This window comes from Ferranicluibacter rubi, assembly GCF_011603255.1.
Taxonomy (GTDB): domain Bacteria; phylum Pseudomonadota; class Alphaproteobacteria; order Rhizobiales; family Rhizobiaceae; genus Ferranicluibacter; species Ferranicluibacter rubi.
In genome coordinates this window covers 42,240-67,767 of the sequence record NZ_JAANCM010000007.1, presented here as the reverse complement: position 1 = coordinate 67,767, position 25,528 = coordinate 42,240, and the positions used below count along the sequence as shown (strand labels likewise).

Sequence of the window (25,528 nt, the reverse complement as noted above, 5' to 3'; positions counted from 1 at the left end):
AGGCTTAATCTGTTCTCGATCACTCCACTTAAACAGATGAGCAGACCCGATCCATGCGGACCAAGGTCCGTATCGGGAAGCCTGCGGGACAATTCCGTGGGAACGGCGACGAGCGACGTCTCCACGTCGGGAGAGAATGGCGGGGCCAGTGCCGAGACGCCGCTGCATCTCGACACATTCATGGCGCACCTGTCGCTTTATCAGGCACGCGTCCATGGATACGATGCTGCTTCGTTCACAGCTTTCCGCCCTGCTGCCAGTCGCGCAGGACCATCGCAGCTTCTGTTCTGTTGCGCGCCCGCAGCTTCCTGAGGATGCGGGTCATCACGTGTTTGATCGACTTTTCCTGGAGAACCAGCAGACGCCCGACCTCCTTGTTGCTGTGCCCTTCTGCGACGAGCGACAAAATCTGCTCTTCCCGCGGAGTCAGTTTGGGCATCGCGTCAGCAGCAGGGAGGTCTGTATCGGCACGTAACGCAGTGACCTGCGCTCTAGCCGGAGTGCGGAGAGCTACGCTTTCCGGCACGCAGGTCTTCCCGTTCGCAACGCTGCGCAGCACCCGATGCAATTCGTCGACCTCCACACCCTTGAGCACGTAGCCGCTGGCTCCGGCCGAGAGCGCATCAACAACGTCCGTTTCTCCGGCGGACGCCGTAAGGATGACGATCAAGGCGTTCGGGTCGATCTGGCGAATGGCGCGAATGGCGGCATGGCCGCCTCCCGGCATCGAAAGATCGAGCAGACTGATGTCGGGTCTGTGCGTCCGAAAGAGCGCAATGGCGTCGTCTGCGCTGGCGCCCTCTCCGACGATCTCAATGCCGGCCTCGTCTTCCAGACCGCGAACAACACCCATGCGGAACATCGGGTGGTCATCGACGATGGCGACGCGAAGCGCGCCTGTCTCTATTGCAGTGCCTCTCATGGCAGGAACATCCTGACCAATGTTCCCGAAGGCATGCCGTTCGATGCCGGGGTGATCTCCATGCGTCCGCCGAGACTTATGATCCGTTCTCTCAGGCCGGCCAGACCGAGCCCCGGCCGATCCGGGTCCGGCTCGCTGGAAAAACCGATGCCGTCGTCTTCGACGCAGGCCATGATGCCGGTGTCATGGGGAGAAAGCTCGGCCTTGATACGGCTTGCACCAGCGTGCCGTGTTGCATTGCTTAAGGTTTCCTGCAGGAAGCGGTAGAGGCAGATCTTGGCACCCTGCGTTTCTACCGCGACATCGGCAAGCGCCGACTCGACTGTCGCGCCCGAGTGGAACGCATGCGCCTTTATGGCGCGCAGTGCGACCTCCCGACCCGACAAGCCTTCCAGTTCCGGGAGCCGCAGATCCTGGCAAAGGCTTCGGATTTCGGCAATGGCATCATCGATGGAGCGGCGAACAAGCGTTTCATCGTCGGGGCGCCCCTTGCCCTTGCGGATGGCCTCCAGCCGCAGGACGGCAAAAGCGAGAAGCTGGGCAGGTCCGTCATGGAGATCCGCGGAGATGCGGCGGAGGTAGCGCTCGTTGAGGGTCACCGCACGTTGAGCAGCCTCGTCCACCGCGTTGCGCAGCGTCGTATTGGCGGCCAGCAGTTGCGAGAGATGTTCCACCTGATCGTCGAGCCGCCGGCGCTGGCGGTCAATACGGTTGCTGCCGCGCGCGACGATGACGAACAGAAGCGCCAGCATGGCGATGGTCACGCCGGCAACCACCAGCCAGCTCCGAAGGCGGGCGCGGGAAAGAGCCTCCCGGATATCCGCCGAGGGCCTGTAGAATTCCGCAACGCCGATGATCCGGCCGGTTCCGGCATCGCGGATAGGGCTGTGAATTTCCAGAAGCTCCTGGCCGCTATCCCGCTCGACAAGGTGCTCTGCGCCGGCCATCTCGTCGAACGCCGCCACCACCTCACCGTTCAGCGCGGCGAGCATTTCCGGCTGGAGAGCGAACCGCTGTCCGACCAGCCCCGGATCGCTGCTGAAGGCGACGTCTCCCTCCGGCGTCCAGATCTTGAACGAGAAGAAGCGTTCGGACAACGGCCCGGTCTCGACTGCCGCCAGCAGGTTTTTCTGCGCGGGGGGATCGAGCGCACTCTGATGCGCCAGTGTTTGGGAAAGCGGCGATACGATGCTGTCCACAAACAGTGCCGTCGCATCAGCCCGGTTCTGCACGATCGCCATTTCGATATTCGCCGTGACCCAGAGCCCGATGGCCGCCATGCCGGCCATCAGGACGATCAGTCCCGCGATCGCAAATTGCCAGGCAAGACTTAGCTCGGCGCCAAGACGTCGAAGGGAGAGAGGAACCGCTACCAAGATGGTCTGTGCTCGCTCACGTGTGGGACCTATGGCTGTCGTTGGCGAAGGTCGAATGGCAGACGTCCCAAATCGAGAAACATTGACGGCATTTCTACCCCTGCCGCAGCTGAAACAAAACCGGCACCAGGCCAGTCATTCGAAGCGCCAATTTAAGCCACGGTAAACATAGCGATTGCAATGCGGAAACCCGTTCTATGTTATGTTAGTAAAAATAGAGGTAATCCGTTATGTCGCAGTTTGAATTTTTCGACAATGACCAGGCAAATGATAGCATCAGGAGGCTTGCAGCCCCTGTCAATCTTGAGCCTATGGAGAAGGGCAAATTCCATATCAAAGGTCGGATCGAGCAAACCGGCGGCCTGACGATCTTCGGATTTGCGTCGATCACGGGATACCATGCCCGATATATCCGCGCCTTGGATGATTTCGTTTTCGCCGTCCAGCGCCGAACCGTCGACCTCGATGACCCCTTGCGGATCAGAGGCCTGAATGTTCAATCTACCTTTGTGGTCGATCGCAGGGCTTCGGATGGGAAATCCACACTGCCTATGTCGTCTCAGACAGGCGTCAGCATCGAGGCTACCACATTGTTGAAAGCGGTTTCTGACCGGCTTGGTGAGGAACATGTTGCCCGTATCGCCTTCGCTCCAGGCGGGATGTCCCTACCCCTCCACATCGCCTGCGAGAACATCTGCTACACGTTGCAGATGGGGCTGTCCGAACACGGCGGACTGGCTGGGAACCCGCTCGTGATTGCTAATCTCCAGGACGCCTTGATCAACACAATCTTATACGGCGCCCGGCATTCCTATTCAACGGCGTTGCTGCATGGATCCATCGAGTTGCCCCGACTGGTCCGTCGGGCCATGGAGTTCATGGACGCCAATGCCCATCTGCCGATTACAACGACGGATGTGGCTGTTGCCTCGGGGCTTAGCATACGATCGCTTCAGCTGACATTCCGGGAGCGATTGGAGACCACCCCCCAGCACTACCTTAGACGGATACGGCTCAAGCGTGCCTATGCTGATCTGAAATCAGGCCAGGGGCCGGGGGTCGGAGAGATTGCGCGGAGATGGGGGTTCCACTCCTCTGGAGAGTTTGCCCGACTCTTCTTTGCCGAGTTCGGTGAGAAGCCCGGCAACCTTTTTCGAGAGGGAAGCCGGCGTTAAATTGGCGAGAAGGTCACTGGTACGCAACGGAGATCTGAATTCCGCATAATTACGTTAGTATCTTCTATCATTTACATATTCTCAATTTTTGACCCCACTTTTAGTGTGCAGGCATACCTTTCCGCACGGCAGATCACACGATCTTGCGGATGCCTTATTGCCAGCTGAGGGGAGATCTGCATGTTTGGCGTGAATTTCGGAGCGGGAGCAATATTGGATGCTCTTCAACGTTCGCAAGCTATTATCGAATTCAAGATCGACGGAACCGTCATAACAGCTAACGCTAATTTCTGTCAGACGCTGGGTTATGAGCTGTCTGAAATCGTTGGAAAGCACCATCGTCTGTTTGTTGATCCCGTTGAGGTGACATCGCCCGACTATCAGGCTTTCTGGGCAAAGCTCGCCCGAGGGGAGTTCGATCAAAGGCAGTACAAACGGATCGGCAAAGCCGGTAAGGAAGTATGGATCGAAGCGTCCTACAACCCGGTGTTCCACCGCGGCCGGCCGGTCAAGGTCGTGAAATTCGCAACCGATATTACGCAGCAGAAGCTTCAAGCCGCAGAGCACGCAGGCAAGATCGCGGCGATTTCACGTGCTCAGGCGGTGATCGAGTTTACACCTGAAGGTCAGGTACTTGCGGCCAATGATAATTTCCTCACCTTACTTGGCTACTCGGCCAGCGAGATTGTCGGGGGCCATCATGCCATGTTCTGCGACGCCACTTATGTTGGAAGCGATGAGTACCGGCGTTTCTGGTCGAACCTTGCCTCAGGAAAGCTGATTGCCGATGAATTCATGCGCATCGGGAAAGGTGGCAGGCGGGTTTTTATCCAGGCCTCATACAATCCAATCTTTGACATGAATGGCAAAGTCTTCAAGGTGGTCAAGTTTGCAACGGATATCACCGAGCGGGTGAACAACGTCGAACAGTTGGGCCTTGCACTTAAAGCGCTTTCACAGGGTGATCTGACGCATTCGATCGCCGTACCTTTCCTACCGGCCCTCGAGCAGCTGCGCGGCGACTTCAACCAGACCTCCTCCAGCCTCTGTTCTGCCATGCAGACAGTCTCCCAAAACGCAGCAGCCATTGCGTCCGCCTCTCGGGAAATCCAGTCCGCATCGGACAACCTTGCAAGACGCACCGAGCAGCAGGCCGCTTCTGTCGAGGAAACGGCCGCCGCGCTTGAGCAGATCACGACGACTGTTGCCGACTCCAGCCACCGTGCAAAAGACGCCGGGCAGCTCGTGCGCAGCACCAAAGGCAATGCCGAGCAATCGGGGCTGGTTGTAAGTCAGGCCGTTTCCGCCATGGAAGATATCGAACGGTCCTCCTCGGAAATCGCAACCATCATCGGTGTAATCGACGGGATTGCCTTCCAGACCAACTTGCTTGCGCTGAATGCCGGCGTCGAAGCGGCCCGTGCAGGTGATGCCGGCAAGGGCTTTGCCGTTGTCGCTCAGGAAGTTCGCGAACTCGCCCAAAGGTCGGCTGTGGCTGCCAAAGAGATCAAGGATCTGATCGCTAAGTCGGGCGGGTTCGTCAAGAACGGGGTGGCTCTGGTCGGATCGACGGGGAGCTCCCTGCAGAACATCGTGGAGCAGGTGGTTGAAGTTGACCGCAATGTCAGTGCGATCGTGGTGGCCTCGTCAGAGCAGGCAACCGGCCTGAAGGAGATCAGCACGGCTGTCAATACCATGGACCAAGCGACACAGCAGAATGCAGCCATGGTCGAAGAGACAAGCGCCGCAGCCAGCCAGCTTGCAACGGAAGCAGGCCAGCTTTTCGAACTGCTATCGCGGTTTAAAGTCGGAATAAACAGCGAAGAGACGTCGTTCGGCGCCGGTGCGATGCGACAGGCCCCCAGTCCCAGCGCTTTACAGAGTGCAACGCCCAACAGATTGGTGGCGACCCGTCGAAGGATGGCATGAATTCTGATCGGCGTGAAAGGACGTCTTGTCCCTGCATTTTTGAAGATGACCCGTTTATGACGGATCGTCTCTTCAACGCAATTTCGGATTCACGCCGTCGCTACCTGCTGGAACAGCTCATGGTCTCTCCGATGACCGTCAAACAGATGTCTGATCGTCTTCCGATCAGCAGGCCCAGAGTCTCGCAACATCTCAAGGTCCTGCGCGATGCCCAGCTGGTCCTGGTACAGACCTGCGGAACCCGTCGCGTTCACATGATCAACAACGCGGCTTTTCAGCCCTTGCAGACGTGGATTGACAATTTTCGTGCCCCCTCGATCCGAGAGAGAACACTCATTTAAACTTCCGTTTTAGCGTCTGTCAGGTTCAGAATAAACCTGACAGACGCTAAAATACGCGTCCCATTTTCCTGTCATTCTCCAACCGTGCAACGCAGCCCTGTATCTTCGCCATGAGCAAATCGAAATCGACCGGCTTGGTGAGGTAATCGGCCGCGCCTGCTTTAAGCGCTGTGATCATGTTTTCCTTGTCGCTCAGTGCCGTCAGGAAGATAAAGGGAATGTTTGCGAGTTGCTCGTGGTTCATCTGAATTTCGGCGAACAACTGGTGCCCACTCATTTCGGGCATGGTGATATCGCACACAACAATATCAGGCCACTTGCCGATGATCAAATCAAGAGCCTGCTTTCCATTGGCGGCTTCGAGAGTCGTAAACCCCGCCTCACTGATCTCTTCGACCAGAAGATTGCGGATAGCATCTTCGTCTTCAACACAGAGGATCGTAATCATTGGTTTAGCCCACTTTCGCCTCATCGCATGCGGCGATGAGCATCGGATTGGTGACAGGAAGAGTTACGGTGAACGCGGTCCCTTGACCCTTGCGGCTTTCGAGGAAAATATTCCCCTTGTGTGCCTCAACGATCTGTTTCACGAGATTGAGACCAATTCCCGTCCCCGCAATCCCGGTTGAGGTCCTTGCACGGAAGTAGCGCTGGAACATTTTCGGTAGGTCGTCGGCATCGATGCCGACCCCCGTGTCGGCGACAGTCACGCTGGCGCCGTTCCCTTCTGAATGCCCGGTTATGTATATGTCGGGAGAAACCGGAGCGTATTTCACAGCATTTGAAATCAGATTTGTGAACACCTGTTCCATTGCCGCAGTATCGGCAACCACAACAGGCGGAAGATCGTCTAGTTTCAGGTGGAAGTGGTGCGTGGTGGCGATGGATTGCTGCCGCGCGACACACCGCTCAACAACCTCCCTGAGGGAACATGGGCGAAATGCGTATGTCATGTGCCCGTGCTCGATGCGACCAGCCGACAGGAAACTCTCCATCAGGTCAACCATCCGCGAAACTGCGCCGCGGATGAGACCGACCTTGTCTTCAATAAACTCACTCGTGACGGCATGCTTGCGCCGCTGGAGCCGCTGGGCAGCGCCGTCAATGATAGCAAGCGGTGTCCGGAATTCGTGAGACGTCATTGTCACAAACTGGCGCTGTAGCTCGTTGGTGTGCCGCTCCTGACCGAGCAGTCTTCTGAGTTCCTCCGCCTGTCGCTCAATCTCTTCGGTTCGAAGCAGGACCAGTTCCTCAAGTGTCTCCTTGTGCCGGAGAAGGGCCTGCTCGGCTCGTCTGTTCACGGTGACATCAAGGTATGTCAGAACGCATCCGCCACCGGTTTTTGGGGCAGAGCGCATCTCGATGACGAGACCCGTACCGACTTCGCGATCGAAGCGGTGCTCCTCGAAGCGTCTGACTTGGCTGAGGCGCTCGCGCACCTTTTCCTTGGGATCACCCGGCCCATATTCGCCACGGCATGCGTTATATCGGAACACGCCCTCGAAGTTGGAACCAGCCGGGAACATGTCTTCGGACAGATCAAGCAACTCATAAAATTTTCGATTGGTCACGAGCATGGTGAGGTCGTTGTCGAGCACGCAGATACCACCCGGGAAGTTGTCGATTGTGGCATGCAACAGACCCGTGGCATCCTCACGACCGTCAATGGCGTTTGCGTCGCACCGATTCGACATCGATATCTCCTGGGAAAGTATTTTTTAGTATTTTTAATGCGAGAGCATGCTCTTGTTTTCGTTTTACTCACCATACGTTATAGGTTCGTTAAATTTGAATGACAGATTTATCCGTACTCCCGACCAACGTAGTTCCGCGCGGGAATGAATAGATACTCCAATCCCAATGAAGTCTTGACCAATATTTGCTGATCATTTCATTATATCTAAAGTGACCAGCGGTCTAAGAGCGCGAATTCCTTGATGGATAGGTTTCCACCCATGCCCGATGCGTCGAGCGCGACTTCAAGGCGTCTCAGCAGGTCTGTGTTGGATTTCCGCGTGTAAATCAACTTATGGCTCCTAACCGACGCGACAATGACTGTAAGTCATAATGGCGCTTTAGGAGCGGAGCTGCCTTATCGGGGGGTATGGCTAGATTTCCAAAGATGACACGGCTGAGGTCGGCGGCGTCGGCTCAAGGAGCCTTGAACACGTCAATCATCAGCTTTTTCAGAATGTGGTCGTTAAGCAGCGCGTCGTCAGCCGTTCCCGCCTCGAGGACGTCGAACCCTTCGTCCGCAAAGTAGTCCGCGGCATCCATCCTGATCAGGATTTCGTCCTCGACGACAAGGGGGGTGCGGACGAAAACTTGGACCACCAGCAGCTCAGTTCCGCGTGGAAACCAACATCCTGAAGATCAAGTCCGTCGTGAGGCACCACTGGCTTGCCGACTGTGCCTCGCGACGGGCCAAAAACCGTAAGGTTGGCGGGCCGCGCCAATAATCTAACGTTGACGACCTGATCCGACGGCCGGGCTCTCGAATTTGATGACCTAGACATGGACGACAAGCCGAGGATCGAAATCGGTCGCTTCTCCTGGATATCCCCGTGGATTGGAAACCACCCTCGTTTCACCCACGCGGTAGTCCACGCGATGGTGGACGTGTCCATGCACCCACAACGACGGCTGGGTTTCGATCATGAGGTGTTCTAAATCCGAAGCGTAGCAGGCCGACAGGGGATCGCCCTGGAACTCTGAGGCGATGGACCGGGGCGACGGGGCATGATGGGTCACGACCACGGTCGTCCTTGCGTTCGTTTCCGGCAGCGACGATCTGAGAAAAGCTCGTGACTCTTGATGCTTCCGATAGGCATGGATCGGCTTGAACTTCTGATACGGAAGCTTCGAGAACTTGATCCTGCGGTAGTCGTTCATCCCTGCTTGGGCGACATTCATCGCAAACTCAGGATCGCCTCCGTTGACCCGGAAATCTGTCCACAGCGTCGCGCCCACGAACCTAATGTCCTCGACTTCAACGGCATCGTTATCGAGGAAGTGGATGTTGGGATAGCGGCTTTGAAGCAACCGAGCATCGCGGACGCTCTCCTGCACGGAGGCACCATAGAATTCATGGTTCCCTGCGGTGAACACGACGGGTATCGAACTAGGCACGTTGCTCGCCAGCCATTCGATGCTCGGGACGACACCCCGCGTTAGCAGGTCGCCAGCGCATACCAATACGTCGACGTCGTCCGGCGGTGGCTGATTGAAAGCCTCGCCGAATTCAAGATGCAGATCGGAAAAGACCCAGATCTTCATTTTCCCTTACCCCGGCGCGATGCGGTCCATTCCCCAAATGTCCGAAGACTGGGAACAGGAACCCGGAACGCCATAACTCACTTCGACCCAATGGACTTGGGCACCCCTATTTGCGCGGTTGAGTTCAATGCACCCGCACTTGAAGCCTGCGGTCTTTGTTCATAACAAGAACACATAGAGAACAGCACACTGCGTGTCCATGGGGCATTCGAGGATAGCCAGAAGCCCAAGGGTTTGTCGCGTTTGCTTGGTATTTCTCAATTGACGAGGGCTGTCGGTGTAATGACTCAGCTGGACAGATGTGACGTTTCGCGTGTGATAGCATTAGAACGCTCTCGCGCGTCATCCGGCCCTTGATGGCTCCGCGCCCCAGGCCTTGCAATTTTGCGGCAGCTTTAGGAGCGGAAATAATTTCCGCTCTGGACGTGTTTAACTGGTCCGGCGCCTTGAAGGGATACGAACCGCCGACTGTTTGCCGCTGTGAAGTATGACATCGAGCTAGCTTGCAGCAGTCGTTGCGCTTGGCTTTATCGCTTATTACGCATTCTCAATCATGTAGATATCGATCGGCGTCACGAGGGACGCTGGAGGATGGTCGTTCCTGCCGAAATATGATGCCAGTGCCTGAACGGCGGTTTGCACTTCGAGTTCGGGTCGTTGGTCGATGATGACATCGATCAGGCCTTGGCGAATGAGCTGGCGACGGTCGTCGGTCAGTTCGTGCGTGATGAAAACGACCTCGTCGGCGCGTCCGAGTGTCTTGAGCGCCGTCACAACCGTCTGAGCGCCGGCGGAAGCGTTGTAGATGCCGCGGATCTGAGGATTTCTGCGCAGGGCGTCGAAGACGAGATCGCCTGCCGTTTCGGCACGTTCCAGACTCTCCAAAACGTCCGTTACCCGGCAGTGCGGATAGCGTTCGCGCAACACGGCGCGAAAGCCCATCTCGCGCTCCTCATGACCGATCATGCTCAACATGCCGGATATGATGACGATTTCGCCGCCTTGCCTGCCCATCAGGCGCGCCATCAAATCTCCGGCGACCCGTCCTGCTTTCCGGTTGTCGGGCCCGATATAGGCGATGCGATCCGCGTCCCGAATATCGGTGGCAAGCGTCATGACGGGCTTGCCCTGCCCGCCCCAGGCTCGAAGAGCAGTCGCGACATCCTCGTTCTGGGAACTGACGATAATCAATGCATCGCAATGCCCGCCCAGAGCCTGGATCAGCGCGACAGTGGCGGCGGGGCGAACCGGGTCGATGTGATGAACCTGAAACTGCAGGTTATACTGTGGGTAAAGTCGCGTCGCCGTCTCAAAACCATCCTGCACGACCGCGTGGAAAGGATTTGCACGCGACTGAAGCAGAACGGCGACACGCAGCGTCCGCGCAGCGCGCGGGTCGATCATGCGGTTGATCTTCAGCCGTCTCGCCTGTTCGAGAACACGCCGCTCCTTGTCCGGGCTCACGCCGCCGCGCCCGTTCAGGACACGATCGACCGTGGCCAGCGACACGCCGGCTGCGATGGCGAGATCTCGCGATGTCGGCTTGCCCACGGCACACCCCGTTTGAGGAGATCTCATCAAGATCGACGTATCCCCTCATTAGCACCGCGCTAGACTGCCGACAACGAACGAGGCCGAGACGGCTCGCGTGGATCGGGAGGATCTTCATGCTAAATCTCGCCGTCTTCGGTGCAGGGCGCATCGGGCATGTGCATGCGACGAACGCCGCAAGCCTGCCCTCGGTGCGGGTGCGCTATCTTGTCGATCCCATCGCGAGTGAGGCCCGGTCGGAGCTTGCGTCAAGAGTCGGCGCCGACGTCGTCGAGGCCGCGCAGGTCTTCGCCGATCCGTCGATTGATGGTGTCGTCATCGCGAGTTCGACGGACACGCATGCCGCTCTGCTGATCGAGGCCGCGCGTGTCGGCAAAGCCATCTTCTGCGAAAAGCCTGTGAGCCTCGATTTTGCGACGGTCGAGACGGTTACGGATGCTGTCGAGCGTTCGGGCGTGCCCTGCCTGCTTGCCTTCCAGCGCCGCTACGATCCCGATTTCCGCTTCGTGCGGGATCGGATTGCGGAGGGCACTGCGGGACCGCTGGAACACATCGTCATGCACACGCGCGATCCCGCACCCCCGCCCCGTGCCTATGTCGAGCGATCCGGCGGCATGTTCCGGGATCAGGCGATCCATGACTTCGACATGGCGCGCTACCTGCTGGGTGAGGAGATCGTGACGGTCTACGCCGCCGGCAATTGCCTCATCGACCCCGCGATCGGCGCAGCCGGCGATATCGATACGGCCATGGTCACGCTGACATCCGCATCCGGGCGTTTCGTTCAGATGATCAACTGCCGCCGTGCACCCTTTGGTTACGACCAGCGTCTTGAAGCGCTCTGCGCCCGTGAAGTGCTCTATGTCGAGAACCGCCCGCAGCGCGGGGTCATCATCGCCGATGCCGATGGATTCAGGGCCTCCCCGCCGATGAACTATTTCATCGAGCGCTTCTCGACGGCCTATCGCGCCGAGATGTCCGCGTTCATCGACTTGATCCGGACCGGCGCCGAACCGCTGGCGACGATCCGCGACGGTCTGGAAGCGCAACGGATCGCGGAAGCCTCGGTGAAATCCGTCGCCACCGGCCTGCCCGTCCGGATCGGCTCCGACTGGCAGCCCTGACACAGTCCTTCATACCGGAGACCATGATGAGATCTGAAACCCTATCGGCGCTTCCGTCCGGAGTCCGCCTCGCCGTGAGCCCTTTGTCCTGGGCCAATGATGTCCTGGAGGATCTTGGCGCCGATATCCCGGTCGAGACCTGTCTGGATGAGGCCGCCCGTGCGGGCTACGACGGTGTGGAGCTTGGCCGCAAACTTCCGCGCACAAAAGAATTGCTGGTGCCCCTGCTCGACAGCCGGAAGCTGTCGCTTGCCTCCGGTTGGCATTCCGGTCAACTCGCCGAAGGGAGCGTCAAGGACGAAATGGCCGCCGTCGCGGCCCATGCCGATCTGTTGCGCGCCATGGGCTCCACGGTCATGGTCTACGGCGAAACGGCCATGATGACACCGGGCGCACCTCTTGATGCGCCGATGTCGCAGAGGCGCCAACTTCCCGGAGTGGATGTCGCGGCCTATGCGGCAAGACTCACCGACTTCGGCGCCAGGCTCGCTGGCGAGTATGGTCTAACGCTCGCCTATCATCATCATCTCATGATGGTCACTGAAACGTTCGATGAGATTTCGATGATCTTCGACGCGGCAGGGCCATCGGTCGGGCTTCTCCTCGACACAGGCCACGCGGCGGCGGCAGGCTTTGCCTACCCTCAGCTGATAGAGTGTTTCGGCGACCGCATCGTCCATATTCACATGAAGGATGTCCGCGCGCCGGCTCTTACCGTGGTTCGCATCCGTGACCTGAGCTTCAACGAAGGGGTGCGAAGCGGCATGTTCACCGTCCCCGGAGACGGCGCGCTCGATTTTGCGCCACTGGCGCGATTCGTCCGGGAAACCGGCTATCGCGGGTGGCTTGTGGTCGAGGCAGAGCAGGATCCGGCGGTCGTGCCGCCTTTGCCGGCCGTCACTGCGGCTTTCCACCATATCCTTGCGCATTTCTCGGCCTGATGGCCCCCCTTGAGGACAACGAAGATGCCAAAAGAGACGCTGAATATCGGTCTGATCGGCTCCGGCTTCATGGGGCAGGCCCATGCCGACGCCTATCGTCGCGCGGGCATGCTGTACCGGGATCTGCCGGCGGTTCCGCATCTGAGCATGCTCGCCGATGTCACGAACGAGCTTGCGGCAGATGCCGCCCATCGCTTCGGGTTTGAGCGGAGCACCGGTGACTGGCGGACGCTTGTGACCGACCCCGACATCGATGTGGTCGACATCACCTCGCCCAACGCGATGCACCATGAGATGGCGCTCGCCGCCATTGCCGCGGGCAAGCATGTCTATTGCGAAAAACCACTCTCGGTGACGGTGGCGCAGGCCGAAGAGATGGCCGACGCGGCACGAAGGCAGGGCGTGAAGACCATGGTCGCCTTCAACAACATCAAGACCCCTGCCGCAATGCTCGCCAAGATCATGATCGACCGTGGCGATATCGGCACGCCCATGCGGTTTCGCGGATGGTTCGATCAGGGATTCTTCAACGATCCGGACCTGCCGTTTTCCTGGCGGTGCACACGCAAGGAGGCGGGCTCGGGAGCGCTTGGGGATCTGGGCAGCCATGTGATCTCGGTGGCGCAATATCTGGTCGGCGATATCGACCAGGTCATCGCGCAGACGCAGACCTTCTTTCCGACGCGACCCGTGCCGCAAAGCGGTTCCGGCTATGGGGCGACGTCGGACACGGATGCGCCGCGCGCGACTGTGGAGAATGAGGACCAGATCCAGACGCTGATCCGCTTCAGCAATGGTGCGGGCGGTACGATCGAGGCATCGCGCGTCGCTGCCGGTAAGGTCTTCGGCATCTACTGGGAGGTTTCCGGCACTGAGGGCACGATCATCATGGATGGGGAGCGCTTCAATGAGTTGAAGATCTCGCGCTTCAACGATCCGAAGCCGGACCGTGGTTTCAAGACCATCCTTGCCGGAAGCCAGGTGCCGCAGTTCGGCGCCTTCTTCGGGTTCGACTTCGCCGGCGGCGGTCTCGGCTATTTCGACGTGAAGGTCATCGAGGTCCGGGATCTCATCGAGGGCATCTGCAACAGCGCGGACTGTTTTCCGAACTTCGACTTCGGTCTGGCCAACGAACGCATCATCGACGCGATGGAACGCTCCGTCGAGACCGGGTCCTGGCAGAAGACCGCCGGCTGACGCGCTATTGACGAGAAGGAGGAGCCCTCATGTCTTTCCCAGAAACACTGCCCCTGCCCCGGACCCGGCCGCCGATGGAGGCACCCCCGCTTCGCTGGGGTATTCTCGGCTCGGGATGGATCGCGGCGAAGTTTGTCGAGTCGGTTCAGGCGCATACGCGCCAGGCGATCGCGGCGGTCGGCTCCCGATCGCCTGAAGCCGCCGAAAGGTTTGCGGCGACCTGGCAGGTTCCTCGCGCTTACGGCAGTTACGAGGCACTCGTCGTCGCGGACGATATTGACATTATCTATGTCGCCACACCGCACAACAGGCACCATGAGCATGCCATGCTGGCAATCGCAGCGGGAAAGCATGTTCTCGTCGAGAAGCCGGTGGCACTCAATCACGCGCAGGCAGCGGACATGGTGGCGGCCGCGCGGGCGAAGAGTGTGTTCTTCGCCGAAGCGCTCTGGACCTATTTTCTTCCGAAATTCGACGTGATCAGCCAAGTCCTTGATGCCGGCGTCATCGGCGACATCCTGTCCGTCTATACGGACTATGGCGAGTACCTGCCACGCGACCATCGGATCTTCGATGCGGCGCTTGCCGGCGGGCCTCTTCTCGATCTCGGGACATATCCCGTCTCGCTCCTCGCCAAGCTTCTTGGCACGCCCGAGCGCATCGTCGGTCTGGCTACGCCGGATCCAGCCGGCGTCAACGGACAACTCTCGGTCGTCATCTCCAACGAGCGCGGCGCCCTTGGCACCATGTCGACCTCGCCTTACGGTTTCAGCCCGACGAACGCGGCGATCATGGGCCGCCGAGGCACGATCCGGTTCGAGACGGAGTTTCACCTACCGGGCAGCTTCGAAGTCTGGTCCCTCGATGGCACCCGTCGCCTGCGCTACGAAGAGCCGAGAGGTGCGCATTTCCAGGGTCTTTTTTACGAAGCCGCCGAGATCGCCTGGGCGATCTCGGAAGGAAAACGCGAGACCGCGTGCCGACCCGCCGAGGAATCGCTAGCCACCATGCGGCTGCTCGACGGCATACGGCAGGCGCTCGGCATCGACTTCACGCAGGCAGGGCTGGTGGAATAGGCCTCCGTCACCCGCTGGTCGTCTGCAACGACGCACGAATGCCGTTCGCCAGGGCGTCGCCGAGTACGATGCCTGCAGTCACGCGTGACAAGGCGTCTCTCCCGGCACCGGCGAGATCGAAACGAACGCTGGCGAGTGCTGCCGTGGGCGATAATGGCGTGTCGGTCATGCAGACAATCGGCATCTGCAGCTCTTTGATGGCCACGACATGAGCGGCGAGCGCGCTGCTGACCGGGGCTGTCTCCAGGATGACGGCCGCATCTCCGCGTCTTGCAAGAGCGAGGATATCGATTGCGGAGGCCATGTCGGTCAGCAGAATCGCTCGGATGCTCATCGCGACAAGACGCCGGTGGAAGAAGCTCGCGAACGGCAGAGCGTCTTTGCCTGCGAGAATGAAGATGCTATCCGCCGTCGACAGCATGTCCGACGCAGCCCTCATATCGGCAAGCGGGATGGTCTCACCCATCACGTCGATCGACATGCGGCAGGCCTCGACCGTCTCGTGAATGGCATTCCAGTGGCCGCAAGCGGGGCCAATCTTCAATGCGACATGAGATGTGGCTTTGGCAACGATTCTCGTGCGTCCCGCCTGCTGGAACACCGACTGAAGATCGCTGAACCCACTATATCCGAAAAACTGCCCAAAGCGGACGAGCGCAGACGGCGAAACCTGCGCAGCTTTTGCAATCGATGCGACGGTGCCGAACGCGATGTCATCAGGATGGTCAAGGGCAAAGTGCCCAAGCGTTGCGATCCGCTTGGGAAGGTCTGCGTGCCGCGCCAGCATCACGGCTTTCAGCGTATCGAGATCCGGCGGACGGTAGTCCCTGTCACCCGATAGGGGTGTCCGAAACGAACGTGCGGAGGCAGACGCCCGACGACCTCGCGGGACGGGGTCCAGGCGACCGGTCATAGATCACCCGTCACGAATTGAGCGACACCCGCGCCGAACGACCAGTCCTCGTCACCGTTCTCGACGAAAGACACCATGAGATCGGATGCCGGAATGCCGCATCTTTCAGACAATTGACCACCAAGGCCCTGATAGAATGCGAGCTTTTCGGATCTCGGCCTCGGCCGCGAGACGACTTCGATCAGGACGAAACGATCCGTCCGCGTGAAGCCGAGGCCTGTGTCCAGCGCGCGAAAATGCGTGTCTTCGTGTTCGAACACGATCTGGTAGCGATCCCGCTCCGGCACATGAAAGGCGTCCAGCATGACCGCATGCACCGTGTCGAGAAGCCGTGTGATGTCGGCCTCCGACCGGCCCTTGCGAATGTGCAGCTTGATCAGCGGCATGATACGTCCTTTCGGCAGCGGCTACGCCGTGGTGTCGCGATCGATGATCCACTGGACGGCCGGATCGGGAACGAAACGCCAGTTCCGCAACGGACCTGCCATGACGTTGAGGTAGTACATTTCGAAGCCATAGGGCGCGCCGCAGGGGTGATGGCCGCGCGGCACGAGGACGACATCGTGCGACTTCACCGCGATCGTTTCGTCCAGCGCGCCATCTTCCGTGTAGACCCGCTGGACGCCAAAACCCTGGTCGGGATTGAGCCTGTGGTAATAGGTTTCCTCCAGATAGGTAATCCGCGGAAAATCGTCCTCGTCGTGCCGATGACTTGGATAGGACGACCAGTTGCCGGCGGGCGTAAAGACTTCGGTGACCAGCAGGCTGTCGCAGTCGTCGTCCGCCTCCATCGCGATATTGTTGATGAAGCGCTGGTTTGCGCCGACCCCGCGCGTGGTGAGCGTGATCCGGTCCGGCCCGATGCGGTGGGCCTTGTGGCCGCCCTTTCCCGGAGCCAGGCAGACGGCGATGGTGCAGTCCGTGATCGCCTGCGCCTGCCATGTCTCATTATTCGGCACATAGAGGCAGTGCGGCGGCGTGCGCTCGAAGACGTTCATTCGATCGCCGAGTTCGCCCCAATCCGTGCCCGCCGCCTGAAACCGTGCCTTGCCCTCGACCATCACAAGAATGGCCTCCATCGCACCGGTCGCCTCGCCGATCGTGTCGCCCGCGCGCAGGCGGTACAGGCTGAAGCCGACATAGCGCCACCCGGCCGACTGCGGCGTGATCTCGTGGACCTTGCCGTGCCCGCCAAAAGGCCGGCGTCGAAGCATGCTCATCGCTCTTGCCCTCCTTATTCGGCTGCCGTTGCGGCGGATGTGTCGAGCCCGGCGTTGCGAGACATCGCCTTTAGAGCCGTCAGGCCCATGTTCTGGTAGAGGAACGGCTCCCGAACGGCACTGTCCTGCTCGGCTTCGATGACGAGCCAACCCGCATAGCCGTGCTCAGCTGCGATCTTCAGCACCGGTTCGAAGGCGACGCAGCCTTCCGGATCACCCGGCACGGTGAAGACGCCGAGGCGCACGCCATCGAGAAACGACAGGTGCTCCGAGCGAACGCGCGCCATGATCTCGGGCCGGATGTTCTTGGCGTGAATGTGCGTAACGCGGTCCATGTATTTCCGAGCGACTTCCTGCGGATCGGCACCGCCGAAGGTGCAGTGACCCGTGTCGAGGAGAAGCCGCGTATGAGGCCCGGCCATGCTCATGAAGCGATCGATATCGGCAGCGCTCTCGATGATCGTGCCCATGTGATGGTGGTAGCCCATCTTGACGCCCTGATCGGCGGCATGCCGGGAGAGCGCCTCATACCCTTGGGAAAACCGTGTCCACTCGGCATCGGTCATGATGGGTCGGTCGTTGACCGGCGTGCCCTCGCTGCCATGAACGGTGTTGGAGCATTCGCAGGCATTGATGTGGTCGCCGCCGGCGGCCTTGGTCATGTCGATGAAGGTCTGCAGGGCCGCCTTCTCCGTCTCCACATCGTTGACGAGGAGATTGGTGGAGTGCCACCCGCCGACGAAGCGCAGGCCGAACGTGCCGAGCGCGTCCTTCAGTGCCCCGCCCTCGCTCGGCATCTTGTGGCCCTTCTCGATGCCGTCAAAGCCGATCTTGCGGCAGTCCGACAGGCAATCCTCGAGTGTCAGATGCGCGCCGATCGTCTGATCGTCGTCATTCGACCAGGCAATGGGGTTGGTTCCGTAGAGTATCATGGTCGTTCCTTCCGGCCTGTCGAAATGTCAGTTGATGCGCTGGCGCGCGGTGTTGGCCTCGTAATGCGCGCGGGCCTGGGCGAGCTTGTCGGTATCGCCGACCGCGGGAACGGCGACATCCCACCAGGCGCCGCCGATACCCGGACCGGTTTCCGCTTCCGTATCGATGACGATCACGGTGGGGATCTGGCGATCCCGCGCCAGAACGATCTCGCTTTCAAGGGCAGCGATGCCATCGACCTTGACCGCATGTGCGCCCATCGAGCCGGCATGCGCCACGAAGTCGATCTCGGGCTGCACCTCGATGTTGCTGTCCTTGTACATATTGTTGAACTCGGCACCGCCGCACTCCTGCTGAAGCCGGTTGATGCAGCCGTAACCGCGATTGTCGGTGAGCACGATCGTGAAGGGGACGCGCATCATGACGGCGGTGGCCAGTTCGGAATTCGCCATCATGTAGGAGCCGTCGCCGACGAAGCAGACGACCTCCTTTTCCGGCGCTGCAAGCTTGATGCCGAATGCGCCCGCGACCTCGTAGCCCATGCAGGAGAAGCCGTATTCCATATGGTAGCCGCCCGCTGCGGACCGCCAGAGGATCTGCAACGCTCCCGGCATGGTGCCGGCCGCGCACATGGCAACCGTCTGTGGCCCGGCCACGCGCTGCACCGCCCCGATGACCTGAGCATCCGAAGGCAGGACATTGGCGCTCGCGGGCTCCGGTGCCGCCGTCACCTGGTCCGTCGCCTTGAACCAAGCGTCACGCCCTGCGAAATCCGGATCGGCAAAGCGGTGCTCGCCGAGACCCTTCGAAATCCGCTCCAGCGCAACCTTCGCGTCGGAGACCAGCGGAATTGCCCCATGCTTGGCCGCGTCGTAGCCGGTGAGGTTGATGGACACGAGCTTGCGGTCCGCCTTGCCGAAAATCGTCCAGCTTCCCGTCGTGAAGTCCTGGAAGCGCGTTCCGACACCCAGAATGAGGTCGGCCTTCGCCGCAATCGCATTGCCGCAATCCGTGCCCGTTACCCCCGGAGACCCGAAGTTGAGGCGCTCCTGCCAGTCGATCGCCCCTTTGCCCGCCTGCGTCTCGACGACGGGGATGTTGTGCTTTCGGGCAAAGGCGAAAAGGTCTGCATCAGCACCCGAATAGAGCACGCCGCCGCCAGCAATGATCAAGGGGTTCTCGGCCCCCTTCAGCGCCGCCACCACATCCTCAACCTCCCGCATGTCGGGCTCCGGTCGCCGGATGCGCCATGTCTTCGTGTCGAAGAAGGACAGAGGATAGTCGTAGGCCTCCGCCTGAACATCCTGGCAGAAGGCGAGCGTGACGGGACCGCAGGTGGCCGGGTCCGTCATCACCTGAAGGGCGCGCGGCAGTGCGGTCAGAAGATGCTCGGGCCGGGTAATCCGGTCAAAATAGCGGCTGACCGGACGGAAGCAGTCGGTGACGCTCATCGTGCCGTCGTCGAAATCCTCGATCTGCTGGAGAACCGGATCCGGCCGGCGATTGGCAAAGACGTCTCCAGGGATGAAGAGGACCGGCAGGCGGTTCACATGGGCGAGCGCTGCGGCCGTCACGAGATTGGTCGAGCCGGGGCCGATGGACGACGTGACCGCCATGGCTTTCCGGCGGCGCTTCGTCTTGGCATAGGCGATGGCCGCATGCGCCATCGTCTGCTCGTTCTGTCCGCGCCATGTCGGCAGCTTCGCGCCGATGCCATGCAGAGCCTCGCCGATACCGGCGACGTTGCCGTGGCCGAAGATCGCCCAGACCCCTTCGATAAAGCGATCCCCATCCTCGGTCATCTGCACGGAAAGCCAGCGAAACATCGCTTGGGCCGCGGTCAGGCGAATGGTGTCGGTCATGTCAAATTCCTCCCTGCGACGGAACCGTCGCTTCGTTGTCCTGCGCCACCGCCCGCGCCGTCTCCCAGAGGACGCAGAGGCGGCGATAGCGCGCCTGCATATCCTGCACGGCGTCCGCATCCGTGATGTCTCCAGCGAGCCATTCTCGGGCAGCGTTGGCGAAGATCGTTCGGCCCACAGCAAAGCCCTTCACCAGCGGGAAGCCGGCGGCGATCTTGAAGCTGGCCGCCAGTTCGTCCTCCGGCGCATCAAGCCCAAGGACGACGATGCCGCGTGTGTTCGGATCGTTGTCGGTGATGGCGGTGCAGGCCTTCTCCCAGGCAACGCGGCTCGCCATCGGCTCGAGCTTCCACCAGTCGGGATAGATGCCGATCTCGTAGAAGCGGCGGATCAGCGTGGCGTTCGTGTCGTCATCGACCGGGCCGACCTTCGACGGAATGATCTCCAGCAGAAACTCCAGCCGGTTGCGCCGCGCGGCCGCAAAAAGTCGCCTGACCGTTTCCTCCTGCCCATCCCTGAGATCGGGGGCATCGTCCGGATGGCAAAAGCACAGCACCTTGACGACATTGTCGAGCGGCCACTCGTCGAGGCCGCCGGAGTCGGGACCGATCTCCGGCTCGAGCGTCAGCGGACGCGATCCCGGCCATTCCACCGGGCGGCCGATCCAGAGGCCGGTGCCGGATGCCGCATGCAGAGCGCGCTTGCCGAGACGGTTGTCGCAGAGAATGCCGTATCCCGACCGACCGTCCTGCACGTCGAGCGCCGCTTGAAGGCAGAGCGCCTTGAACCGGCCGATCTTGTCGGGCGTGGCCCCCGGCATGGCTTCCAGCTGCATACGGTGATCGAAGGCGAAGACACGCATCGTCGACCAGTCCGCGTGGCGGTTGGTCGCCCAGTGGATCTGCTCAAGTTCCAGATCCTGACGCAGAGCCTTGGTCTTCACCCCTCGCTCGAGAAAGAACGTAAGCTCTGCCAGCGAGGGATAGGCCGGCGTACAGCCGTGGCGGCTGACGGCAAAGGCGCCGCAGGCATTGGCATATTGAAGGGCACGCGGCCATGCGGCATCTTCAAGCCAGCCCTTGATGAGGCCGGACATGAACCCGTCGCCGGCGCCCAGCACGTTAAAAACCTCGATGGGATAGCCCGGGCCGGTCTCTCCGCCGTCGAGATCGTCGGGAATATCGCCCGTGAAGGCGACGGCCCCTGCCGCACCGCGTTTGCAGACGAGCGTCGCGCGCGAGACGGCGCGCACCGCACGCAACGCCGCGATCGTTTCTGTGGAGCCGCCCGCGATGTGGAATTCCTCTTCCGTCCCCACGATAAGGTCGAAGAGATGCAGTGTCGATTGCAGCTTGGATGTGACGGCCGCGCTTTCGACGAACCGGCTTTCGCCGTCGCCATGGCCGGCAAGGCCCCAGAGGTTGGGACGGTAATCGATATCGAGCGCGGTTCGGGCCCCATGCTTGCGGGCAAGCGTCAGCGCCTTCAGAACGGCCTTTTCGGTGTCGGGGTGGCTCAGATGGGTGCCGGTGGCAACGACGGAGCGCGCGCGCGCAATCAGGGCTTCGTCAATGTCATCTTCGCACAGGGCCATGTCGGCACAGTTCTCGCGATAGAAGATCAGTGGAAATGTCTCCTCGTCGCGGATGGCGAGAAGCACGAGCGCCGTCAGCCGCTCGCGATCGGTCTTCACGCCCGTGACATCGACACCTTCGCGCGCCAGTTCCTCGCGGATGAAGCGCCCCATATGCTCGTCGCCGACCCGCGTGATCAGGGCGGACCGGAGGCCGAGCCGGGCCGTTCCCGCAGCCATATTGGTCGGCGAGCCGCCGATATATTTGCGGAAGGACCCCATATCCTCCAGACGTCCCCCGATCTGTGCACCGTAGAGATCGACGGATGATCGACCGATCGTGATGACATCCAGTGACTTGTTCATTTCATCCTCCGGCATGAGCCGTGGTTCCAAGGTTGGACCATGCCTGCGCGGAAACGCAGACACGGGATTTCCAGGCATCAGAGTTGAGCCGACACGTAGGTGATGCTGTCGCGGACGGCCGTTTCCGGATCATCAAGCGCGTGGACCTCTTCGGCGAAGGGCTCAAAGCTGAAGACCCCATCGAAACCGGCGGCGATCAGCGCCTTGATCTGGGCCACGTTCTCCAGACGGTCTGCGCCATCCACCAGCACGCGGTGCGCGTCGAGCATCTCATCCACGGCAACCGCCGGATCGACCACGCCCGAGATGTGGACGAGGCCCGTGCGGCTCGGAAAGAGCTCGGTTTCGCCGGCAAGGTGATGATGGAAGGTGTCGTGCACCAGTCTGTAGACATCGCCGCCACCTGCTGCGTCGATGGCGCGCAGGGCTTCCGCCTTCGTTCTCAGGGAGGAGATCGGGAACCCCAGAGGCTCGACGAGGCCTGTCAGACCGCGCTCCTGAAGGATCGGCTTCATGGCTGAGAGGGCCGCCACGAGATCATCGAACAAAACCTTTGTCCCGTCGTTCAGCGGGCACATGACCAACGCCTTTGCACCGCTTGCCGCAGCGTAGTCGGCAAGGGCTAAAGCCTTAGCCGGCAGGTCCCCCGACCAGACGTTGAACGGGTAGAGCGCGTTGATCGAAACGATCTCGACGCCGGCCTTTTCCGCCGCCGCCTTGACGTCGGCGGGATCCATCGTGTTGACGACATCCGGAATGTCGTTGCGGATCTCGACCTCCGTCAGGCCGAGACGGCGGGCTGCGGAAAAGAAGTCCTCAAGAGACAGGTTCGGGGCCGTGATGTGGTTGATGGCAAAACGCATGGGAGACCTCAGTTATAAAGCGCCGGACGGGCGGGAAGGTTGATGGCGACGGCTGCCCCTTCGGCATCCTGCGCACTGACGCAGGCATCCGACGTGATCGCGGCGACATAGCCGTCCCAGGAACTCGGGCCGGAGGCGGTGCCCCTGGCGGCTGCATGGATGAAGTCCTGCAGTTCGACGTCGTAGCTGGCGATGAAGCGGTCCTTCCAGTCGGTCAGGATCTCGCTTTGCTGGCGCGCACCAAGCCGCATGGGGATCGCCATGGGATCGGGCAGGTTCGCGATCCCGTCCTCGCCGACGACCTGGCACTGGATGTCGTAGCCGTAGTGGCAGTTCACGAAGATCTCGACGTCGATGATCGTGCCCTTGGCGGTTTCGAGAATGACGATCTGGGGATCGCGCAACTTGGCATGGCTGCGGGCGGAGGCCCGCGGAAAGAGAACGCGGGCGGAGACGTAGTCGTCGTCGAGCAGCCAGCGCAGCACGTCGATCTCGTGGATCATCGTGTCGTGGATCGCCATCGGGGTGACGTATTGCTCGGGAACGGCGGGGTTGCGGTGGGCGGCATGCACCATGATCGGCGCGCCGATCTGGCTGTCGACCACCTTCTTCAGGGCGACGTAGCCCGCATCGTAGCGGCGCATGAAGCCGACCTGCACGAGGCGTTTTCCATGGGCAACCTCCGCATCGACGATGCGCTTGCCGCCGTCCGCCGTGGTGGCCAGCGGCTTCTCGCAGAAGCACGGCTTGCCGGCAGCGATCGCTGCGAGAACATATTGCTCGTGTGTCGCGCCCCAGGAGGTCACGAGAACGGCATCGACATCCGGCGACGCGATCAGCGCCTCGCCCGTCTCGAAGATGGCGGCATCCGGTGCGACGTCTGCCTTGACCGCTTCTGCCGAGGCCCGGTTGACGTCGCTCAGAGCGACGATCTTCGCGCCGCCGAGGACATGGTTGATGCGGCGCGCATGATCGCGCCCGATGGCGCCTGTGCCGATAACGCCAATTCTCACAGTCATTTCAGACCTCATTCCAGTATTTGGCGACATAGCGCCGGGTTTCGTTGAGCATGAAGCGCGCGCTGTCATCGACGCGGTCTTCCCAGGCGAACACGCAGTTCGAGAGGACACCGTCGAATTTCATGTCTGCGAGCGTCGCGAAGAACGTATCGAAATCGATCTCGCCCTGGCCGAAGTCGGTGTGCTGATGGACGCGCACTTTGGAGCCGGGAGGGTTGACGATGTAGCGGAGCTCCGACGACTTGTTGTGGTCGTAGGTGTCGGCCAGCCGGACATGCACCAGATGCCCCTCCGTCGCGCGGAGATTGGCGACCATGTCGGGACCGTAGAAGAACGTGTGCGGCGCGATGAACGACGCTTTGACAGACGGCGAGTTGATCGTCTTGATGATGTCGACGGCCGGCGCGATCTGCTCGATCCAGTCTTCCGGGTGCGCTTCCAGCGACAGGACGAGGCCCTCCTTCTCGAGGAGCGGCACGAGAATATCCATGGCGCGGAAGAACTGGGCTTCGCAGGTTTCGGGACGATGGAGGCCCGAACGATCGTTCAGGCTGCGCTCCGGCGATCCGCCACGGCCGAACTCCGAGACGAGCATCGGGCCATCCATCTCGACCGCGATCTCGATGACACGCTTCCAGTTGTCGATCGCATTGTCCCATTCATCCTTATAGGGGCTCGCCCAGCGATACATCGGCTGGAGCGTGGCGAGGCCGACGCCATGATCCTTCAGCGCCTTCTTGAAGCTGGCGACGCGCTCCGGATAGACTTTCGGCCTCGTCCACCAGGAGAGAAAATCCGGACGCGGGGACAGTTCGACGTAATCGTAGCCGAGATCGGCAACCTTGCGGCAGGTGTCCTCCAGCGACAGGTGCCGGAACATGTGTGGGTCGAGGGTGTGTTTCATGGGCTTCTTCTCCAGGGCCGCTGTCGTTTCACTTGTAGGCCGCCATGGTGTCCGGCGTGACGAGTTCGAAGGGCACCCAGAGGGCCTTCTCGGTCGGTTTGCCCAAGGCCATCGCGACGGCCGTCTCGACCGCGACCTCCCCCTGTCTGGTCGCATTCTGGAAGACCGTCAGGTCGAGGCCGCCCGAGGTCATGGCGGCAAGGCCGTCCGGTGTGGCATCGATGCCGGCGATCACGATGCTCTTCATGTCGACGCCGGCGGACTTCAGAGCCTGGGCGGCACCGATGGCCATCTCGTCATTATTGGCGATGACGGCATCGAACTGCACGCCTGCGGTCAGCCAGGACGCGGTGAGATCCTGTGCCTGGGTCCGGTTCCAGTTGGCCGTCTGCTTCTCGATGATCTCGATCTTGCAGTTGGGCCGCGCGAACACGGCCTCGACATCCTTAGTACGGGTCAACGCAGCATGGTTCTCCAGAGGGCCCATCAGGATGACGGCGCGACCTTTGCCGCCCATCAGCTTGCAGGCTGCCTCTGCTTCCATGGTCCCGGAATCAAGCTCGTTGGAGCCGACGAAAGCGGTGCCATCCGGCAGGCCGTTATCGAGCTCGGCCGGCGGATGGTTGACGTAGACGAGCGGGATTTTGGCGTTTCGCGCCGCCTGCGTAATCGCGGCCGTCGCGTCTCCATCGACGGCATTGACGATGATGGCGTCGACGCCGTTGGCGATGAAGTTCTCGACTTGGCTCAGTTGCTTGGCCGGATCGAGCTGGGCGTCTTCGGTGAGAAGCTCGATGGTCGTATCTTTCGCTGCGCCGGCGCGAATGCCGTTCAGCAGGATCGTCAGGAACGGATTGTCGAAGGACGTCATGGACACCGCAACCTTCGTCTCGGCGAATGCCGGCGATGCAAGAAGGCCAGGTGCTGTAAAAAGGCAAAGTGCGGTCGTGATCAGGAGCTGTCTCAT

At 60.7% G+C, this 25,528-nt stretch carries 24 protein-coding genes; 7 read left to right on the top strand and 17 right to left on the bottom strand.

The window, feature by feature from the left end; all coding sequences use genetic code 11:
• Positions 1-235 precede the first annotated feature (235 nt).
• Together G8E10_RS14670 and G8E10_RS14665 are read right to left on the bottom strand one after the other, a co-directional pair.
• Positions 236-922, bottom strand: coding sequence for a response regulator (locus tag G8E10_RS14670; protein ID WP_167129882.1), 687 nt, complete (start codon positions 920-922; stop codon positions 236-238).
• Positions 919-2,298 (bottom strand): sensor histidine kinase, encoded by a 1,380-nt coding sequence (locus G8E10_RS14665; protein WP_132449364.1) that lies wholly within the window; start codon positions 2,296-2,298, stop codon positions 919-921. Before G8E10_RS14665 ends, G8E10_RS14670 begins: the two co-directional genes overlap by 4 nt.
• Before the next feature lie 230 nt (positions 2,299-2,528).
• Between G8E10_RS14665 and G8E10_RS14660 the strand changes: the two genes are divergently transcribed.
• The 3 genes from G8E10_RS14660 (at position 2,529) to G8E10_RS14650 (ending at position 5,743) form a co-directional block, all read left to right on the top strand.
• Positions 2,529-3,473 carry a helix-turn-helix transcriptional regulator gene (locus G8E10_RS14660; RefSeq protein ID WP_110803101.1) on the top strand — a complete coding sequence of 315 codons (945 nt, stop codon included), beginning with the start codon at positions 2,529-2,531 and terminating at the stop codon, positions 3,471-3,473.
• A gap of 180 nt (positions 3,474-3,653) precedes the next feature.
• Positions 3,654-5,402, top strand: a complete 1,749-nt coding sequence (locus G8E10_RS14655; protein ID WP_110807996.1) for a methyl-accepting chemotaxis protein — start codon at positions 3,654-3,656, stop codon at positions 5,400-5,402.
• Between the two features lie 56 nt (positions 5,403-5,458).
• Positions 5,459-5,743, top strand: coding sequence for an ArsR/SmtB family transcription factor (locus tag G8E10_RS14650; RefSeq protein WP_110803103.1), 285 nt, complete (start codon positions 5,459-5,461; stop codon positions 5,741-5,743).
• Positions 5,744-5,789: 46 nt separating this feature from the next.
• On the opposite strand, the gene G8E10_RS14645 is transcribed toward G8E10_RS14650, so the two are convergent.
• From G8E10_RS14645 to G8E10_RS14625, 5 genes are all read right to left on the bottom strand, one after another.
• Positions 5,790-6,191: a response regulator transcription factor gene (locus G8E10_RS14645; protein WP_110803104.1), complete on the bottom strand. Its 402-nt coding sequence runs from the start codon at positions 6,189-6,191 to the stop codon at positions 5,790-5,792.
• Between the two features lie 4 nt (positions 6,192-6,195).
• Positions 6,196-7,437, bottom strand: a complete 1,242-nt coding sequence (locus tag G8E10_RS14640) for a sensor histidine kinase (RefSeq protein ID WP_110803105.1) — start codon at positions 7,435-7,437, stop codon at positions 6,196-6,198.
• A 457-nt stretch (positions 7,438-7,894) separates the two neighbouring features.
• The gene (locus G8E10_RS14635) at positions 7,895-8,077 is read right to left on the bottom strand and encodes a hypothetical protein (protein WP_110803155.1); all 183 of its coding nucleotides are present in this window, start codon (positions 8,075-8,077) and stop codon (positions 7,895-7,897) included.
• A 174-nt stretch (positions 8,078-8,251) separates the two neighbouring features.
• Complete coding sequence (locus G8E10_RS14630; RefSeq protein ID WP_110807998.1) at positions 8,252-9,019, bottom strand: metallophosphoesterase; 768 nt, start codon at positions 9,017-9,019, stop codon at positions 8,252-8,254.
• 537 nt (positions 9,020-9,556) lie between these two features.
• Positions 9,557-10,570, bottom strand: a complete 1,014-nt coding sequence (locus tag G8E10_RS14625) for a LacI family DNA-binding transcriptional regulator (protein ID WP_343289800.1) — start codon at positions 10,568-10,570, stop codon at positions 9,557-9,559.
• A gap of 116 nt (positions 10,571-10,686) precedes the next feature.
• Between G8E10_RS14625 and iolG the strand changes: the two genes are divergently transcribed.
• The 4 genes from iolG to G8E10_RS14605 are packed head-to-tail and all read left to right on the top strand — an operon-like array spanning position 10,687 to position 14,908.
• Complete coding sequence (gene iolG, locus G8E10_RS14620; protein WP_165910800.1) at positions 10,687-11,694, top strand: inositol 2-dehydrogenase; 1,008 nt, start codon at positions 10,687-10,689, stop codon at positions 11,692-11,694.
• A 26-nt stretch (positions 11,695-11,720) separates the two neighbouring features.
• On the top strand, positions 11,721-12,635 hold the full coding sequence (iolE, locus tag G8E10_RS14615) for a myo-inosose-2 dehydratase (protein ID WP_167129881.1): 915 nt from the start codon (positions 11,721-11,723) through the stop codon (positions 12,633-12,635).
• Positions 12,636-12,659: 24 nt separating this feature from the next.
• Positions 12,660-13,832 carry a Gfo/Idh/MocA family protein gene (locus G8E10_RS14610; protein ID WP_167129880.1) on the top strand — a complete coding sequence of 391 codons (1,173 nt, stop codon included), beginning with the start codon at positions 12,660-12,662 and terminating at the stop codon, positions 13,830-13,832.
• Between the two features lie 29 nt (positions 13,833-13,861).
• Complete coding sequence (locus tag G8E10_RS14605) at positions 13,862-14,908, top strand: Gfo/Idh/MocA family protein (RefSeq protein WP_132714948.1); 1,047 nt, start codon at positions 13,862-13,864, stop codon at positions 14,906-14,908.
• Between the two features lie 7 nt (positions 14,909-14,915).
• Here G8E10_RS14605 and G8E10_RS14600 read toward each other — a convergent pair whose 3' ends face one another.
• From G8E10_RS14600 to G8E10_RS14555, 10 genes are all read right to left on the bottom strand, one after another.
• The gene (locus G8E10_RS14600; RefSeq protein WP_167129879.1) at positions 14,916-15,821 is read right to left on the bottom strand and encodes a MurR/RpiR family transcriptional regulator; all 906 of its coding nucleotides are present in this window, start codon (positions 15,819-15,821) and stop codon (positions 14,916-14,918) included.
• On the bottom strand, positions 15,818-16,207 hold the full coding sequence (locus G8E10_RS14595) for a tautomerase family protein (RefSeq protein WP_110808004.1): 390 nt from the start codon (positions 16,205-16,207) through the stop codon (positions 15,818-15,820). Before G8E10_RS14595 ends, G8E10_RS14600 begins: the two co-directional genes overlap by 4 nt.
• A 21-nt stretch (positions 16,208-16,228) precedes the next feature.
• Positions 16,229-17,041 (bottom strand): 5-deoxy-glucuronate isomerase, encoded by an 813-nt coding sequence (gene iolB / locus G8E10_RS14590; protein ID WP_110808005.1) that lies wholly within the window; start codon positions 17,039-17,041, stop codon positions 16,229-16,231.
• Between the two features lie 14 nt (positions 17,042-17,055).
• Positions 17,056-17,973 (bottom strand): myo-inosose-2 dehydratase, encoded by a 918-nt coding sequence (gene iolE, locus G8E10_RS14585; RefSeq protein ID WP_167129878.1) that lies wholly within the window; start codon positions 17,971-17,973, stop codon positions 17,056-17,058.
• Positions 17,974-18,000: 27 nt separating this feature from the next.
• Positions 18,001-19,836 (bottom strand): 3D-(3,5/4)-trihydroxycyclohexane-1,2-dione acylhydrolase (decyclizing), encoded by a 1,836-nt coding sequence (gene iolD, locus G8E10_RS14580; RefSeq protein ID WP_167129877.1) that lies wholly within the window; start codon positions 19,834-19,836, stop codon positions 18,001-18,003.
• A 1-nt stretch (position 19,837) separates the two neighbouring features.
• Positions 19,838-21,775: a bifunctional 5-dehydro-2-deoxygluconokinase/5-dehydro-2-deoxyphosphogluconate aldolase gene (locus G8E10_RS14575; RefSeq protein ID WP_167129876.1), complete on the bottom strand. Its 1,938-nt coding sequence runs from the start codon at positions 21,773-21,775 to the stop codon at positions 19,838-19,840.
• Between the two features lie 77 nt (positions 21,776-21,852).
• Positions 21,853-22,638, bottom strand: a complete 786-nt coding sequence (locus G8E10_RS14570) for a TIM barrel protein (protein ID WP_167129875.1) — start codon at positions 22,636-22,638, stop codon at positions 21,853-21,855.
• A gap of 8 nt (positions 22,639-22,646) precedes the next feature.
• Positions 22,647-23,657: a Gfo/Idh/MocA family protein gene (locus G8E10_RS14565; protein WP_110802785.1), complete on the bottom strand. Its 1,011-nt coding sequence runs from the start codon at positions 23,655-23,657 to the stop codon at positions 22,647-22,649.
• Position 23,658: 1 nt separating this feature from the next.
• On the bottom strand, positions 23,659-24,561 hold the full coding sequence (locus tag G8E10_RS14560) for a sugar phosphate isomerase/epimerase family protein (protein WP_110802784.1): 903 nt from the start codon (positions 24,559-24,561) through the stop codon (positions 23,659-23,661).
• A gap of 28 nt (positions 24,562-24,589) precedes the next feature.
• Positions 24,590-25,528: a sugar ABC transporter substrate-binding protein gene (locus G8E10_RS14555; protein WP_167129874.1), complete on the bottom strand. Its 939-nt coding sequence runs from the start codon at positions 25,526-25,528 to the stop codon at positions 24,590-24,592.